The following is a 14,712-nucleotide window of genomic DNA, read 5'->3' as shown; positions in this document are numbered from 1 at the left end:
TTGGGTTGGTACAACGATTTATAAGATTTTTTATCAAAATAAAGAATGGAAGAATAGTTACCTTATTTTTTTATGCGTGATTAACGGATTTTTTGTAGGGATGTTCACATTACTAACTATTCATTCAATTTTTAAAGAGAAAAAGCAGAAGGAATTCTGGGAGCTAACAAAAAAATCTCTTCTGATTTCGCGAAAAAAATGAGATTGGAATGGAAGATGTTTTGGCTAGGTATATCAATGCCAGCGGCCAGTTGGTGGCCGCCGCCGGGCGCGATGTCCATATCGGCACGGCCCAGCAAACCGGCAGCGTCGATCAAGCGACTTACTTCACCTCCAAAGGCATGCTGTCGTCATCGAGCGACCGTTCGCAAACCAACGTCAGCACCAGCACCGCTGTCGGCAGCACCTTGTCGGGCGACAGCTTGATCATTCAGGCCGGGCGGGATATTGGCGTCACCGGCAGCAATATCGTTGCGACCAACGATGTCGATCTGCACGCCAAGAACAACGTCACCATCAGCAGCGCGCAAAACACCAGCGACAGCAGGTATCGTCTCGAAGAAAAGACTTCCGGCATGTTCAGCAGCGGCGGCGTGGGCGTGACCATCGGATCGAAGAATCAACAAACCGCCCAGACCAGCCAGCAGACCACGCAGACCGGCAGCACCATCGGCAGCACCGACGGCAATATCCGCGTCAGCGCCGGCAACGCCTATACCCAGACCGGCAGCGACGTGATTGCGCCCAAGGGCGATATCGGCATCGCCGCCAAATCCGTTGATATCACCGCCGCCACCGAAACCATGAGCGCGACGCAGGACAGTAAGTTCAAGCAAAGCGGCGTGACGGTGGCAGTGACCAATCCAGTGATCTCGGCGGTGCAGACCGGGCAGCAGATGGGACGGGCGGCGAGCCAGACCAGCGATGGCCGGATGCAGGTGCTGGCCGGGGCGGTTACTGCCCTGTCCACCTACAACGCCGTTGACGCTGTGTCCAAAAATCAAAGCACAGCAGGCGGCGTCAACGTCAGCGTCAGTCTTGGCTCCAGCAAGAGCCAAAGCCATAGCGAGCAAAGCAGTACAAGCGCCAAAGGCAGTAATGTCGCGGCGGGTGGCAATCTCAATATCGTGGCAACAGGCGGCGGCAAGGACAGTAACATCAATGTCATCGGCTCCAACATCAGCGCCGGCAATAACGCCAAGCTGATTGCGGACAACGATATCAATCTGCAAGCGGCCAAGAGCACGTATGAGCAGCACAGCAGCAACAGTTCCAGCAGCGCTTCGGTTGGCGTCGGCTTCGGCACGACTACCGGCTTTAGCGTCAACGCCAGCGCCAGCCAGGGCAGAGGCAAGGCGGACGGCTCGGATGTCAGTTACAGCAATACCCATGTCACCGCCGGCAATCAACTCGTCATTGCCTCCGGCGGCGACACCAATATGAAGGGTGCAACCGCCAGCGGCCAGCAGGTCATCGCCGGAGTCGGCGGCAGTCTGAATATCGAAAGCCTGCAAGACAGCAGCACCTACAATTCAACGCAAAAGAATGTCGGCGTCGGCGTCACCATCCCGATCGGTGCGGGGGCAGGCGGCATCAACGTCAGCGGCGGCAAGAGCAAGATCGACAGCAACTTTCAAAGCGTTACCGAGCAATCCGGCATCAAGGCGGGCGACGGCGGCTTTGCGATCAATGTGCAAGGCAATACCGATCTCAAGGGGGCGGTGATTGCCAGCACCGATAAGGCCGTGCAGGACGCCAAGAACAGTTTCGTCACCGGCTCACTCACCCAAAGCGATATCCAGAACAGCGCCAGTTACAGCGCCAATTCCGTCAGCGTCACCGGCGGCGTTGGCACCCAGCCGGCCGGTAATCAAGGCACCGGTATCGGCTTCGGTCACGACAGCGGCGACGCCAGCAGCACCAGCCAAAGCGGCATCAGCGGCATTGCCGGCAACAGCGATGTCCGCACCGGCGACAAGGAAAGCGGCATCGCGCCGATCTTCGACGCCAACAAAGTGCAACGGGATATTGATGCGCAAACACAAATCACGCTGGCGTTCAGTCAGCAAGCACCGAAGGCTATCGGCACATTCGCAGATAGCCGGGCCAATGCGTTAAAAGAGCAAGCCAGAACAGAATCCGATCCCGACAAGCAAGCCGCGCTTCTGGCCGACGCCAAGGACTGGGGAGAAAACGGTAAATGGCGTATCGCCTTGCATAGCGCCGCCGGAGCCTTGAGCGGCGGTGTTGCCGGCGCATTGGGTGCAGGCGCAACCGCCAGCGCTGCAACACTGCTGACAGACCTGCAAAATAATATCCGCGACGGTTTGATCAACGCCGGGGTCGATCCGGCTACCGCAAATTTGACATCGCAAGCGATTGCGATGGGAACGGCGGCGGGCATGGGCGCATTGGCGAGCGGTGGCAGTGCTGCTGGCGCGGGGATGGGATTGGCGGTCGACTCGAATAATAGACGGCTTCATCCGACAGAAACGCAGATGATTAAAGACAATGCGGCTCGTTTTGCGAAAAAAATATACAGCACTGACAATCCAACGCAAGACCAAATTACCGCTGCTACAGCAATGCTGGCCAACACAGCGCAAAATCTGGTGGATTACAACTTTGGTTATGATGTGCCTTATTTCAAGCAGGCAGAGGATTTCCTGCACGTGCTGCAATCGGAATATGCGGCACAGTCACCTAATCTATCCATCGGGAATGGACAGTATTTGTTTTACGCCACCAATGAGCAAAAGAATCAGCCGTGGCTTAACAGCAGTGGCGTGGACAAAGAAATTGCCGGTGTGATTGTTAAAGCGCCGATCAAGCAAGCGGAAACCACTGGCATCAACACTATCAAGCGCGACCCGGCAACCAGCCTGCCATTGGATGATGAAGGACGTTATAGCCAGCAATATGTCATCGATGGCAAAACCTATTCAGCAAAATATTTCCCATGCCCCCGGGCGTCGGCGGGTTGCGGTGGGCAGAATATGGATATGTCTGATCCACAGACGGCCGCATATATGAAGGCGCTGGATAAGAAGATATTTGATGATATTAATAAAGGGGCTACGTATGCGGGTATTGCTAATCCAGTAGGGGCTATAGGTTTAATGGCGGGTATTTTGGGAACTATCGCTAGTGTTGGATCCGGCTATGTGGATGGAAAAACCGGGAATGTCGTAGCAAAAGAGGCGATGCAAAAAGCAGCACAACAATACTTGCAAAATGTCTACGGTATGGGTGAAGCGGTTGCCAGTCGTGTTGTTTCGCTTGTTGATTTAGGTGGCGGATGGCAAGCGTTTGTCGATCGGACGCAGCAGCAAGCCAAAGATATGTTTAGGAGTGAGAAATGAGCCGTCTTCATGCAATGCGATTGTTGCTCGTCCTAGTAGGAGTTGCTTTCGTAGTTAAGGGAACACATTTTTTTATGCATCAGCAATATGACCAATTGCTATTTTTATGTTGTGGAGTCGCTTGGGTCATATGGATTGCAAATGCGGTATTTAAAAATTGGAATTTACCGGCCCCTTTCGCTTATAACCAAGGCGCCAATCAGATTGGTCGGATTGCATATTGCGTTGTTGTAGTGGGAGTATTTTTCTTTTTGATTTTTTCTTGAGAAAGTACGACGATCTAAAAAAATTACTTAAGTCGGAAAGATTTCCTCTTTGGAGCCCAGCTATTAATGAGGCTGCCGAAGCAATGAAAAATTCGTCGCAGATGCAGCAATTAAATCAGGAAAAAAATGAGATGGGAATGGAAGATGTTTTGGCTAGGCTCCTAAATATTCGGCGTTCATGCAAACAATCAGCAAATGCATCCAGATGAGACATGGATCAAAAATAATGCGGAACAGTTTTTCGTCTTCCACATTGAGTTACCCGAATCGCAATTTCACCTAAAGAAAAGAGTAATCCCCAATGAAGAAAATAAAATCCTTTTTGTTCCCAATGTTTCTATCCCTGTTTCTCCTCGGCTGCGCCACTGCACCGCCCCATCTCGCACAAAAGCAAGCCAATCGGTCCGCAATTGAAGCAACTCAGCGCATCGAAATTTTCTATCATCCCGATCAGGATTATCCCGTGCTCGACGCCGGGGGATCGAGCTATGCCGGCCTGTCGGGCTTGCTGGGGCCCATTGGCATGATTGCGGGATTGGGAGCGCACGCTGCCAGCAAGACTACGATGGTTGATCGCGCCCGCAGCCGTAGCGCTGATTTCACGAAGGCCGTGCATGACGCTTCCGGTACGCATGACTTTACAGAACAATTCGCTCAAAACCTGGCGGAGCAACTTCGCTTAACCGGGCGGGAAGTTAAGCTGACCAAGATTGAGCGTCCGACGGGTGATGCAGTGTTATCCAAGAGCAAGGCTAGGGATATGATGTTTACGCCTGGTTATACGGCACTTGTATTGCGTACTTCAAAGAGCTATGTGGCAGAAAGCGCTACCAGTAGTTATCGGCCGGTCGTCATTGTGGAGTTCGCTCTTATGAGCGGCCCTCAGCAGCCGTTAATTGAGAGCCGCCTGTCGAACATACTTAGTAAGCCAACCTATATCACCTACAGCGGTCTTTTAGACGACGCCAAGCAGGCGGCAGATGCGCTGGACAACGGGTTGCTGGCGCTAGTGCCTCAAGTTCAACGTGTGGTTTTTGACATGAACGAACTTTCCAGCCGATGACTGCAAAGCCTCAACGACATGGCCATGGGCGGTGCGCTGGACGCCGATAACAATGTCATCGGCAACGCTGTCAGTATCCTCAACGCCTCCGCCACCATCGACGCCGGCGGCGCGCTGACGCTGCACACCGCCGCATTGACAAACCGCAACGATCATTTCAGCACCGAGTTGCAGATAGATGCGACTAAAACCAAGCGCGTCATCGAATACAGCCCCGTGAGCGCGCCCGGTGTCTGGTTCGCAGCGGATCAAGTCACCTGGGGCGATAGCGGCGACGGCGGGATTGTGCTGATCCTGCCCGGCAACTGGCGCAACGAGCGGTTTCACAAACGGGATTACACCCAGATTGTCCAGCAAAGCGTAGTCAAGACCAGCGACCCCGGCAAGATCACCTCGGGCGGCAACATGGTTCTGTCCGGCACGGTCACCAACGACAAGAGCACCATCATTGCCGGCGGCAGCATCACCGGCCAAAGCGGCATCTGCGGCATTGCCGGCAACAGCGATGTCCACACCGGTGACAAGGAAAGCGGCGTCGGTAAAGTCTTCGATCAAGCCAAAGTGCAAAAGGATATGGTTGATTTAAGGCGCTGTCACAATTGGGTATGCCCCAAGCTCTTTTGCCTTTTTCAAAAACGCCTTATCAAACGTCTTGAATCCGTTTTCTTTCGCGCTCATAGCTAAGTGCAACGCGTCGCCAAAATCCATGCCGCCCTCATACCAGTGCAATGCATAAGCGAGCACGTCAAGGTTTTGCGGCCTGAAGTTCTCCAACCCACAAAGCAGGCGAATCGATTTGACGATCTCAACTGGCTCGCAATCACAAGACTCCAGCACCCAGACGAGTTCCAAAAAAACTGTAATCGGGGCCGTGCACGGTTCTGAACCATGTAGCAATTTTTCGGCACTGTCCGCCTGAGCTGGCGAATCATTCAGCAGGTAACGGGCGAGAATATTAGTGTCGAGCGCGATCATTGGGGCGCGGCCTTACTTGCTTGCTTCATCTTGGGCCTTCAGCCGCGCTTTGATGCTGGCCTTGATATCATTATCATCGGGCAATTTGCGCCCCCGCTTGGCTAAAAAACCTCGCACTTCCCTCGCGGTTGCCTTTGGGAACAACGTTTTCGGCGTCAGAGTCAACCCGGTTGCAGTCATGCTGATTACAAATTCAGTCCCTGGTGGCAAATGAAGATCATCCCTCATCGCTTTTGGGATAACAATTTGGCCTTTGCTGGATAATTTGACGGTTTCCATGTTACGCCTGGTCGGTGGTAAGTCTTCACATCTTACCGCAAGTGCCCAATGGGCACTTGCCCGAAGCGAGCGTAACAGTCAAAAACCTTTCTTGCGGCACGGATCGCGTCAACAATACTGTGCATCTGCATTACTTTAGCGGTAGTCGCTTTCGGATGGTCTGCCTGGATACGTTGAATCGCCACTTGGTGGCGACTCAGTAATCGGTCGGAAAACTCAGAAAGAGTTAGTCGCGTTCCTTGCTTTAATCCCCATCTCCCGCAACGCATCCCCAATCGCATGCACCGCCTGTCGCATTTCTTCCGCGCCAATCGCTCCGATGCAACCCACACGAAAAGTCTCAGCCTGGGTCAGCTTGCCCGGGTAGAGAATGAAACCTTTATTACGCACCCGGTTGTAAAAATCCTTGAACTCATAATTAGCGCTGTTCGGCGCATGCATGGTGACGATGATCGGGGCCTGGATTTTTGCCGGTAAAAACTGAATCAGCCCCAATTCGCGCATGCCCGCCATCAGGGTGTCGTAGTTCTTGCTGTAGCGCGCCAGTCTTGCCGGTTGGCCGCCTTCTGCAAAAAATTGGTTCAAGGCCTGGTGGAAGGCAACCACGATATGCGTCGGCGGCGTGAAGCGCCATTGCGTGGTTTTTTCCATATACATCCATTGATCGTGCAGATCTAGCGACAGCGATCTTGAATTGCCGGCGCATTTCTCCAATACGCTCTTGCGGGCAATCACAAAACCCATGCCTGGCGGCCCTTCGATGCATTTTCCGCTGGCCGCGATCAGGGCATCGAAACTGATCTTGGCGGCGTCGATTTCCAATGCGCCAAAGGAGCTCATGGCATCGATGATCAGGCTCTTCTTGTGCTGCGCCACCACCTCGGCGATTTCTTGCAACGGGTTCAGGATGCCGGTGCTGGTTTCGCAATGGATCACGCCGACATGGGTGATGCTGCGGTCGCTGCTCAGCATGCGCTCGACATCGGCAGCCGTAGTTGGCACGTCCTCGGCGGTTTCAAAAACAGAGACTTGGCGCCCCATCATCTCGACGATCTTCGCCATGCGCTTGCCGTAGGCGCCGTTGATGAGCACCAGCATGTGGCCGTTGCGCGGCAACAGCGTGTTGATCGCCGCTTCTATCGAAAATGTGCCGCTGCCTTGCATCGGCACGCACGCATGGCTCTCGTGGGCGTTGGCGATATCCAGCAATTGTTTGCGCACCTTGCCGGTGATGGCGTTGAATGACGCATCCCATGAACCCCAATCCTGCAGCATGGCGCTCTTGGTAGCGAGCGAGGTGGTGAGTGGTCCGGGTGTCAGAAGAATCGGGCCGCGATTTTGCAGGCTCATGGTATTTCCTTTGCGCGCAGGATGTGTGCAAATTGCTGTTTCATTGTCGTCTCCTCAGATGTTGGGCAAGTCGTCCTGCCGTGATGCCGCCAATATTGAAATCCGGTCAATCTGTTGCGGGGATCTGTTTTCTGCTGCTTTTTATTGCATCATGTTTTATGTATTTTGTTGACAATCTACACTCTGTTAAATTAAAGTGCAATCACCAACTCGAAAAAAAGATCCGCCATGACTACCAATCGCACCATGAACGCCATCGCCCTGGTCCAGAAAAACTCGCTGCCTTCGCTAGTGCAGAAAGAGCTGGAACGCATGATCCTCACCGGCGACCTGGTCGCCGGCGACAAACTCAATGAAGTGTCGCTGGCCGAGATGCTGGGTGTTTCACGCGGCCCGGTGCGCGAGGCGTTTCGTGCGCTGGAAGAGGCGGGGCTGGTGCAGCAGGAGAAAAACTGCGGTGTTTTCGTGCGCCAGATTTCGGTTGAGGAGGCCGATGAAATTTACGAGGTGCGGGCGGCGCTGGATGAGCTGATCGGCCGCAAGCTGGCCGCCACCATCAAGCCGGCCCAGGTGCAGGAGCTGCGCACTTTGCTGGACAAGATGGATGGCATGGTGACCTTGGGCGATGTTGATGGCTACTTGAAATTGAATTTGAATTTCCACGATTTGCTGGTGCAATTCACCGCTAACAAAAAACTGTTGCACACCTATCGCCGCCTGGTTAACGAACTCAATCTGTTCCGCCGCTCGGCGCTGGCGCAAAAAGGCAGCTTGCCCATTTCGACCAGCGAACATCACAAGATCGTCGACGCCATCGCCAGTGGTGACTCGCAAGCTGCCGGCGACGTCATGCGCGAGCACGCAGTGGCCGGACGTAACCGCATGCATAAGGCGCAAGCCAAGGCTGCTGCCGCCGCAGCCAACTAACTGATCGACGCACAGCGAAAGTAAGCCATGCCCAATGCCAAAACCCTTAACGTCAATGGTCGTAGCTATCAATCGATGCAACAGCCGCTGGTGGTGGTATGCGTTGATGGCTGTGAACAGGAATACATCAATCAGGCGATACAAGCCGGCGTCGCGCCATTCCTGAAGAAAATGGTGGAGCAGGGCACGGTGCTGAGCGCGGATTGCGTGGTGCCGAGTTTTACCAATCCGAATAATCTGTCGATCGTGACTGGCGTGCCGCCGGCTGTGCATGGCATCTGCGGCAATTATTTCTATGACCTGGAAACCAGGCAGGAAGTCATGATGAACGACGCCAAATATCTGCGCGCCGCCACCATCCTGGCGAGCTTCGCCGATGCAGGCGCCAAGGTTGCGGTAGTGACCGCCAAGGACAAGCTGCGCGGCCTGCTCGGCCACAAGATGCGCGGCATCTGCTTCTCGGCAGAGAAAGCCGATCAGGCCACGCTGGAACACAACGGCATAGATAATTTATTGGAACTGGTCGGCATGCCGCTGCCATCGGTGTATAGCGCCGAGCTGTCCGAATTCGTGTTCGCCGCCGGGGTCAAATTGCTGGCCAGCGAACGGCCGGACCTGATGTATCTGTCGACCACTGACTATATCCAGCACAAATATGCGCCCGGCACGCCCGGCGCCAACGCCTTCTACGCGATGATGGATCATTACCTGACCCAGCTCGATGCCTTGGGCGCCGTGATCGGCCTGACCGCCGATCACGGCATGAACGCCAAGACCGACAGCGCCGGCAACGCCAACGTAATCTATCTGCAGGATGTGCTGGACGCCAAAATCGGCGTCGAGAAAACCCGTGTCATCTTGCCGATTACCGATCCCTACGTAGTGCATCATGGCGCGCTCGGTTCTTACGCTACCGTCTATCTGGGCGCTGCCGCCGATGTTGCCGATGTCGCTGACAAGATCCGCGCCATTCCCGGCATCGAACTGGTGCTGACACGCGCGCAGGCGGCGCAACGTTTCGAATTGCCGCCGGATCGCATCGGCGATCTGGTGGTGGTCAGCGAACGCCTGACGGTGATCGGCACTTCTGCCAGCCGTCACGATCTGTCCGAACTGAAAGTGCCGTTGCGTTCGCACGGCGGTATTTCCGAGCAGAGAGTACCGTTGATGTTCAACCGTAAATTGAGCGCCATCCCGGCCGGTCACAGGCTGCGTAATTTCGACGTTTTTTATCTGGCGATGAATCACACCCGATAACTACACGCAATAGATTTCCAAGTTCCGCAAATCAGACCCGAGGATATGATGCTGACCGAACTGAGCAAGCTCAAGCAGGGCGAACCCTTGCATCAAGACATGCGGATAGCGGGCAAGCTGGTTGGCAACCCGCGCCGCATAGAAATTCGCAATCCCTTCAATGGCGCGCTGGTCGGTTCGGTGCCGAAAGCCACGGTCGAAGATATCCGCCATGCCTTCCAGGTTGCGTGTGCGTTCCGTTCGCCGCTGACACGCTACGAACGATCACGCATCATGCTGCGCACCTCGGAGCTGTTGCGCACCAACACCGATGCGATTTCCGATTTGATCACGGCTGAAGCCGGCTTGTGCAAGAAAGACAGCCTGTATGAAGTCGGCCGCGCCTGCGATGTATTCGTGTTTGCCGCCAACCAGGCGCTGGTGGATGACGGCCAGGTGTTTTCCTGCGACCTGACGCCGCATGGCAAACAGCGCAAGGTCTACACCTTGAAAGAACCGTTGCTGGGCGCAATCTCGGCGATCACCCCGTTCAATCACCCGCTCAATCAAGTCGCCCACAAAGTCGCGCCTTCCATCGCCACCAATAACCGGATGGTGCTCAAGCCAACTGAAAAGACACCGCTGTCGGCTCTGCTGCTGGCAGACATTTTGTACGAAGCCGGTTTGCCGCCGGAAATGTTCTCGGTCGTCACCGGCGATCCTGGCGAAATCGCCGACGAGATGCTGACCAATCCCGATGTCGATCTGGTGACGTTTACCGGCGGCGTGCCGATCGGTAAATACATCGCTGGTAAAGCGGTATATAAACGCCAGATTCTCGAACTGGGCGGCAACGATCCGATCATCGTGATGGAAGACGCCGATCTGGAAGAAGCGGCAACGCTGGCGGTTTCCGGGTCGTATAAAAATTCCGGCCAACGCTGTACCGCGATCAAGCGCATGATCGTGCATCAAGCCGTGGCTGATGAATTTGTCGAACTTCTGGTGAGCAAAACCAAGGCCATCAAATATGGCGATCCGATGGATCCGCATAACGACATGGGTACCGTGATCGATGCGCGTTCTGCCGCCGCCTTCGAAGCGAAAGTCAACGATGCCCAGCAGCACGGCGCCAAGCTCCTGTTCGGCAATCTGCGCGACGGCGCGCTGTATTCGCCAACCGTGCTCGATCATGTGCCGGCCGATTGCCAACTGGTCGCCGAGGAAACCTTCGGCCCGGTATCGCCGGTGATCCGCTGCACCGACATTGCCGACGCCATCCGCATCTCGAATTCGACGCCCTACGGCTTATCGTCGTCGGTATGCACCAACCGTCTCGACTACATCACCCGCTTCGTGCGCGAACTGCAGGTCGGCAGCATCAATGTGCGCGAAGTCCCCGGTTATCGGCTGGAGCTGACGCCGTTCGGCGGCATCAAGGATTCCGGCCTGGGTTACAAGGAAGGCGTGCAAGAGGCGATGAAGAGCTTCTGCAATACCAAAACTTATTCTCTGCCTTGGAACTGAGTTGGAGCTGAATCTATGCTGACTATCCCGCAAATCTGCGAACTGTTCGAACGCGGCGGCCATCAGATGTACAGCGGCGAGCCGGTCAACCAGCTCGAACATGCGCTGCAATCGGCCACCCTGGCAGAGCAGGCCGGAGTGCAGCCGGAACTGATCTGCGCCGCTTTACTGCACGATCTCGGGCATTTGCTGAATCCGCAGGGCGAGACGCCATCGGCACGCGGCGTCGACGATACCCACCAATATTTTGCGATACCGTATCTGCGCGGCCTGTTTAGCCCCGCGGTGCTGGAGCCGATTCGTCTGCACGTCGACGCCAAGCGCTACTTGTGCGCTACGGATGCTGCTTATTGGGGGCGTTTGTCGGAGGATTCCAAACGCAGCCTGGAATTGCAGGGCGGGGTGTTTTCCACCGCCGACGCCGCGCAGTTCATCGCCCGTCCTTATGCCGCCGATGCGGTCAGCTTGCGCCAGTGGGATGACCAGGCCAAGGTGGCAGGAATGGCGACTCCCGATTTGCTGCATTTTTCCACGCTGATGTCTGCTTGCGCCTTAGTCACTGCGTAATTATTGTTCAGTCATTGCTCGTCTAGGATCGATAGCCCATGCGCCCATTCTGGCTGGAAGATGCATTATTCGCCGACGGTGAGCTGGCCCCCGCGCTGCAAGGCCGGCACAAGGCTGACGTCGGCATTGTCGGCGGCGGCTTTACCGGTTTGTGGACCGCGATCCAACTCAAGCAGCAAAATCCGGCGCTGGACATTGCCGTCATCGAAAGCGATTTGTGCGGCGCTGGCGCCAGCGGCCGCAATGGTGGCTGCCTGCTGACCTGGTCCACCAAATTCTTCACCTTGCGCCGCCTATTCGGCGAAACTGAAGCCGTGCGCCTGGTCAAAGCCTCGGAGGCGGTAGTCGATCACATCGGCAATTTTTGCCGCGAGCATAAGGTAGCCGCCGAATTCCGCCAGCACGGCACTCTGTATACGGCCACTACTAAGGCGCAACTGGGTGTGCTGGATCCGGTGCTGGAAGAGCTGCAGCGGCAGGGCATCAGTTCCTACCAGCCGTTGCCGGACGCCGAAGTGCAACAGCGCTCCGGTTCGGCGCGTAATCTCGCCGGTGTGTTTTCGCCGATGGCAGCGACCGTGCATCCCGGCAAGCTGGTGCGCGGTCTGCGCCGCGTGGCGCTAGAAATGGGCATACGGATTTATGAAAGAACGCCGATGTTGTCGTTCACACCCGGATCCACGGTGACGCTGCAAACACCTGCCGGCAGTCTGCAAGTCGGCAAGATGGTGCTGGCGATCAACGCCTGGATGGCAAGCCGTTTCCCGCAATTCGAACGGACCTTGGCGGTGGTCTCCAGCGATATGGTGATCACGGAAAAATGCCCTGAACTGCTGCAGCAGATTGGTTTGAGCGATGGCGTATCGGTACTGGATTCGCGCACTTTCGTGTTCTATTACCGGACTACCGAAGACGGCCGCCTGATGCTGGGCAAGGGCGGCAATACTTTCGCCTGGCGCGGCCGCATCCTGCCGGTATTCGACCAGCGTTCACCCTATGAGCAGCAGCTCAAGCGCAGCCTGCACGAATTTTTCCCGGCGCTGTCCGGTGTGCCGATCACCGCCAGCTGGAACGGCCCATCCGATCGCTCGGTGACCGGCTTACCGTTCTTCGGGCGGCTCGATGACATGCCGAACGTGTTTTACGGCTTTGGTTATTCCGGCAACGGCGTCGGCCCCAGCTACATGGGCGGGCAATTGTTGTCATCGCTGGTGCTGGGTCTCGATAATGCATGGAGCCGCAGCCCGCTGGCAGCCGGCCCGCGCGGCCAGTTCCCGCCGGAGCCGCTGCGTTATATCGGCTCGCTGGTGGTGCGCGATGCGATCCGGCGCAAGGAACTGGCGGAAGACCAGGATCGCAAGCCTTGGTTGCTGGACCAGATGTTGAGCAAACTGGCGAATGCGGCGGGCAAGGCTGATAAGGCTTAGTTGTTCGAACGGCATGTAACGCCGGTTGAGGCCGGTGGCAAACATCGAATAGATTATTTGGCAAGCCAAACAAGCCTCGGCAAACAAGCTTGCCACCATGACTAACACCACGCATTTCGGTTACAAAACCGTCTCCGAGGACGATAAAGTCCACAAAGTTGCCGAAGTTTTCCACTCGGTCGCCCCCAAATACGATGTCATGAACGATTTGATGTCGGCCGGTTTGCATCGGGTCTGGAAAATTTTCACCATCGCCCAGGCAGCGATCCGCCCTGGCTTCAAGGTATTGGATATCGCCGGCGGCACCGGCGACCTGGCCAAGGCGTTTGCCAAGCGCGCCGGGCCTAGCGGCGAAGTCTGGTTGACCGATATCAATGAGTCGATGCTGCGGGTTGGCCGCGACCGTCTCTTGAATAATGGCCTGTCCATCCCCACCTTACTATGCGATGCGGAGAAATTGCCGTTTCCGGACAATTATTTCGACCGGGTATCGGTGGCGTTCGGTTTGCGCAACATGACGCACAAAGACGCAGCGCTGGCGGAAATGCGGCGCGTGTTGAAGCCGGGCGGCAAGTTGCTGGTGCTGGAGTTTTCGAAAGTCTGGGAGCCGCTGAAAAAGCCCTACGACGTTTACTCGTTTTCCGTATTGCCGTGGCTGGGCAAGAAAATTGCCAATGATTCTGAAAGCTACCGTTACCTGGCTGAGTCGATCCGCATGCATCCCGATCAGGACACCCTGAAGCAGATGATGACGGACGCCGGTCTGGAGCGGGTTGAGTATTTCAATTTAACTGCCGGTGTGGCGGCCTTGCATACCGGCATAAAACTGTAGGAGCTCGCATGAAGAAATTTTTGCTGGTGTTGCTGATGGTCGCAAGCACCTTGTCGTTGACACTATCGAATGCCGATGCGCGTCGCCTGGGCGGCGGCGGTTCGTTCGGCAAGCAGTCGTCCGGAATTTCGCGCCAGGCGCCAAGCCAGCCGACACAGAATTTCGGCAATGCCAACCAGGCCAAGCCGGCAGCACCTGCCGCTGCGCCGCAGGCGATTCCACCCAAACCGGCCAGCCCCTGGAAGGGCATCCTGGGCGGCGCTTTGTTAGGCCTGGGCCTGGGCGCCTTGATGTCGCACTTCGGCATGGGCGGCGCCTTCGGTTCTTTCCTGCTGATGGCCTTGCTGGCGGTGGCGGTGATTTTTGTGGTGCGCTTGCTGATGCGTAAGAACAGCAGTGCGCCGACGCCTGCCGCTTATTCCGGCGCTAATTCTCCTGCCGCCAGTTTTGACAACAGCCCTTCCGGTTTTACGCCGGAAATCGGCTCGCGCATCAGCAGCGGCCCGTCGTTCCAGCCGTCGGCATCGCAGGCAGATCCGGCTGCGGCCGCGCACAGCGCGCCTTGGGGCATTCCAGCCGATTTCGATGTGCCGGGTTTCGTGCGCAGCGCCAAAACCTATTTCATCCGCCTGCAAGCGGCTTGGGATAAGGCCGATATCAACGATATCCGCGAATTCACCACGCCGGAAATGTTCGGCGAACTGCGTTTGCAACTGCAAGAGCGCGGCGCATCGCCCAATAATACCGATGTGGTGCAGCTGGATGGCGAGTTGATGGGCATCGAAACCGTCGGCAGCGACTATCTGGCCAGCGTCAAATTCACCGGCCTGATCAAGGAAATGCCGGAAGCATCGGCAGAGCCGTTCACTGAAGTCTGGAATTTGTCCAAACCGCAATCGGG

Annotated in this window: 14 protein-coding genes; 11 read left to right on the top strand and 3 right to left on the bottom strand. The window is 56.0% G+C overall.

Annotation, left to right across the window (positions count from 1 at the left end; translation table 11 throughout):
• The first annotated feature begins 209 nt into the window (after positions 1 to 209).
• The 4 genes from KHU33_RS18910 (at position 210) to KHU33_RS18895 (ending at position 5,375) form a co-directional block, all read left to right on the top strand.
• Positions 210 to 3,362, top strand: coding sequence for a hemagglutinin repeat-containing protein (locus KHU33_RS18910; protein WP_211465745.1), 3,153 nt, complete (start codon positions 210 to 212; stop codon positions 3,360 to 3,362).
• The gene (locus KHU33_RS18905) at positions 3,359 to 3,628 is read left to right on the top strand and encodes a hypothetical protein (RefSeq protein WP_211465743.1); all 270 of its coding nucleotides are present in this window, start codon (positions 3,359 to 3,361) and stop codon (positions 3,626 to 3,628) included. The genes KHU33_RS18910 and KHU33_RS18905 overlap by 4 nt, the downstream gene beginning before the upstream one ends.
• Positions 3,629 to 3,929: 301 nt before the next feature.
• Positions 3,930 to 4,691 (top strand): hypothetical protein, encoded by a 762-nt coding sequence (locus tag KHU33_RS18900; protein WP_211465741.1) that lies wholly within the window; start codon positions 3,930 to 3,932, stop codon positions 4,689 to 4,691.
• A gap of 24 nt (positions 4,692 to 4,715) precedes the next feature.
• Positions 4,716 to 5,375 carry a hypothetical protein gene (locus KHU33_RS18895; RefSeq protein ID WP_211465740.1) on the top strand — a complete coding sequence of 220 codons (660 nt, stop codon included), beginning with the start codon at positions 4,716 to 4,718 and terminating at the stop codon, positions 5,373 to 5,375.
• Here KHU33_RS18895 and KHU33_RS26920 read toward each other — a convergent pair.
• The 3 genes from KHU33_RS26920 to KHU33_RS18880 all read right to left on the bottom strand — a co-directional run bounded on the left by KHU33_RS26920 (position 5,274) and on the right by KHU33_RS18880 (position 7,295).
• Entirely contained in the window at positions 5,274 to 5,666 is a 393-nt protein-coding gene (locus KHU33_RS26920; RefSeq protein WP_211465738.1) for a type II toxin-antitoxin system VapC family toxin, read from the bottom strand. The genes KHU33_RS18895 and KHU33_RS26920 overlap by 102 nt on opposite strands.
• Positions 5,667 to 5,678: 12 nt before the next feature.
• Positions 5,679 to 5,945 (bottom strand): AbrB/MazE/SpoVT family DNA-binding domain-containing protein, encoded by a 267-nt coding sequence (locus KHU33_RS18885; RefSeq protein ID WP_211465736.1) that lies wholly within the window; start codon positions 5,943 to 5,945, stop codon positions 5,679 to 5,681.
• Between the two features lie 216 nt (positions 5,946 to 6,161).
• Positions 6,162 to 7,295, bottom strand: a complete 1,134-nt coding sequence (locus KHU33_RS18880) for a 2-aminoethylphosphonate--pyruvate transaminase (RefSeq protein ID WP_211465734.1) — start codon at positions 7,293 to 7,295, stop codon at positions 6,162 to 6,164.
• Between the two features lie 228 nt (positions 7,296 to 7,523).
• On the opposite strand from KHU33_RS18880, the gene KHU33_RS18875 reads away from it, so the two are divergent.
• The 7 genes from KHU33_RS18875 to KHU33_RS18845 form a co-directional block, all read left to right on the top strand.
• Positions 7,524 to 8,222, top strand: a complete 699-nt coding sequence (locus KHU33_RS18875; RefSeq protein ID WP_211465732.1) for a phosphonate utilization associated transcriptional regulator — start codon at positions 7,524 to 7,526, stop codon at positions 8,220 to 8,222.
• Between the two features lie 27 nt (positions 8,223 to 8,249).
• Positions 8,250 to 9,479, top strand: a complete 1,230-nt coding sequence (phnA, locus tag KHU33_RS18870; protein WP_211465731.1) for a phosphonoacetate hydrolase — start codon at positions 8,250 to 8,252, stop codon at positions 9,477 to 9,479.
• 48 nt (positions 9,480 to 9,527) lie between these two features.
• Positions 9,528 to 10,985 carry a phosphonoacetaldehyde dehydrogenase gene (phnY, locus tag KHU33_RS18865; RefSeq protein ID WP_407928300.1) on the top strand — a complete coding sequence of 486 codons (1,458 nt, stop codon included), beginning with the start codon at positions 9,528 to 9,530 and terminating at the stop codon, positions 10,983 to 10,985.
• 15 nt (positions 10,986 to 11,000) lie between these two features.
• Positions 11,001 to 11,552, top strand: a complete 552-nt coding sequence (locus KHU33_RS18860; RefSeq protein ID WP_211465729.1) for a phosphonate degradation HD-domain oxygenase — start codon at positions 11,001 to 11,003, stop codon at positions 11,550 to 11,552.
• Between the two features lie 38 nt (positions 11,553 to 11,590).
• A complete protein-coding gene (locus KHU33_RS18855) occupies positions 11,591 to 12,979 on the top strand; it encodes an FAD-dependent oxidoreductase (RefSeq protein ID WP_211465728.1) in 1,389 nt (462 codons plus the stop codon).
• Positions 12,980 to 13,076: 97 nt separating this feature from the next.
• Positions 13,077 to 13,811 carry a bifunctional demethylmenaquinone methyltransferase/2-methoxy-6-polyprenyl-1,4-benzoquinol methylase UbiE gene (gene ubiE / locus KHU33_RS18850; protein WP_211465727.1) on the top strand — a complete coding sequence of 245 codons (735 nt, stop codon included), beginning with the start codon at positions 13,077 to 13,079 and terminating at the stop codon, positions 13,809 to 13,811.
• Positions 13,812 to 13,819: 8 nt separating this feature from the next.
• A partial coding sequence (locus KHU33_RS18845) for a Tim44 domain-containing protein (protein ID WP_211465726.1) occupies positions 13,820 to 14,712 on the top strand: 893 nt, incomplete at its 3' end.

Origin of the sequence: Collimonas silvisoli, from assembly GCF_018305005.1 — a bacterium.
In the GTDB taxonomy this organism is placed as follows: Bacteria; Pseudomonadota; Gammaproteobacteria; order Burkholderiales; family Burkholderiaceae_D; genus Collimonas; species Collimonas silvisoli.
Note: the sequence above shows the minus strand (reverse complement) of the source record. Positions and strands in the feature narration are given on the sequence as shown.

Excerpts from the sequence above, each read along its gene's own strand:
- phnA (WP_211465731.1), top strand. The coding sequence starts at position 8,250 with ATGCCCAATGCCAAAACCCTTAACGTCAATGGTCGTAGCTATCAATCG.
- KHU33_RS26920 (WP_211465738.1), bottom strand. The coding sequence starts at position 5,666 with ATGATCGCGCTCGACACTAATATTCTCGCCCGTTACCTGCTGAATGAT.
- phnY (WP_407928300.1), top strand. The coding sequence starts at position 9,528 with ATGCTGACCGAACTGAGCAAGCTCAAGCAGGGCGAACCCTTGCATCAA.
- KHU33_RS18885 (WP_211465736.1), bottom strand. The coding sequence starts at position 5,945 with ATGGAAACCGTCAAATTATCCAGCAAAGGCCAAATTGTTATCCCAAAA.
- KHU33_RS18895 (WP_211465740.1), top strand. The coding sequence starts at position 4,716 with ATGGGCGGTGCGCTGGACGCCGATAACAATGTCATCGGCAACGCTGTC.
- KHU33_RS18910 (WP_211465745.1), top strand. The coding sequence starts at position 210 with ATGGAAGATGTTTTGGCTAGGTATATCAATGCCAGCGGCCAGTTGGTG.
- KHU33_RS18855 (WP_211465728.1), top strand. The coding sequence starts at position 11,591 with ATGCGCCCATTCTGGCTGGAAGATGCATTATTCGCCGACGGTGAGCTG.
- ubiE (WP_211465727.1), top strand. The coding sequence starts at position 13,077 with ATGACTAACACCACGCATTTCGGTTACAAAACCGTCTCCGAGGACGAT.
- KHU33_RS18860 (WP_211465729.1), top strand. The coding sequence starts at position 11,001 with ATGCTGACTATCCCGCAAATCTGCGAACTGTTCGAACGCGGCGGCCAT.
- KHU33_RS18900 (WP_211465741.1), top strand. The coding sequence starts at position 3,930 with ATGAAGAAAATAAAATCCTTTTTGTTCCCAATGTTTCTATCCCTGTTT.
- KHU33_RS18880 (WP_211465734.1), bottom strand. The coding sequence starts at position 7,295 with ATGAGCCTGCAAAATCGCGGCCCGATTCTTCTGACACCCGGACCACTC.
- KHU33_RS18905 (WP_211465743.1), top strand. The coding sequence starts at position 3,359 with ATGAGCCGTCTTCATGCAATGCGATTGTTGCTCGTCCTAGTAGGAGTT.
- KHU33_RS18875 (WP_211465732.1), top strand. The coding sequence starts at position 7,524 with ATGACTACCAATCGCACCATGAACGCCATCGCCCTGGTCCAGAAAAAC.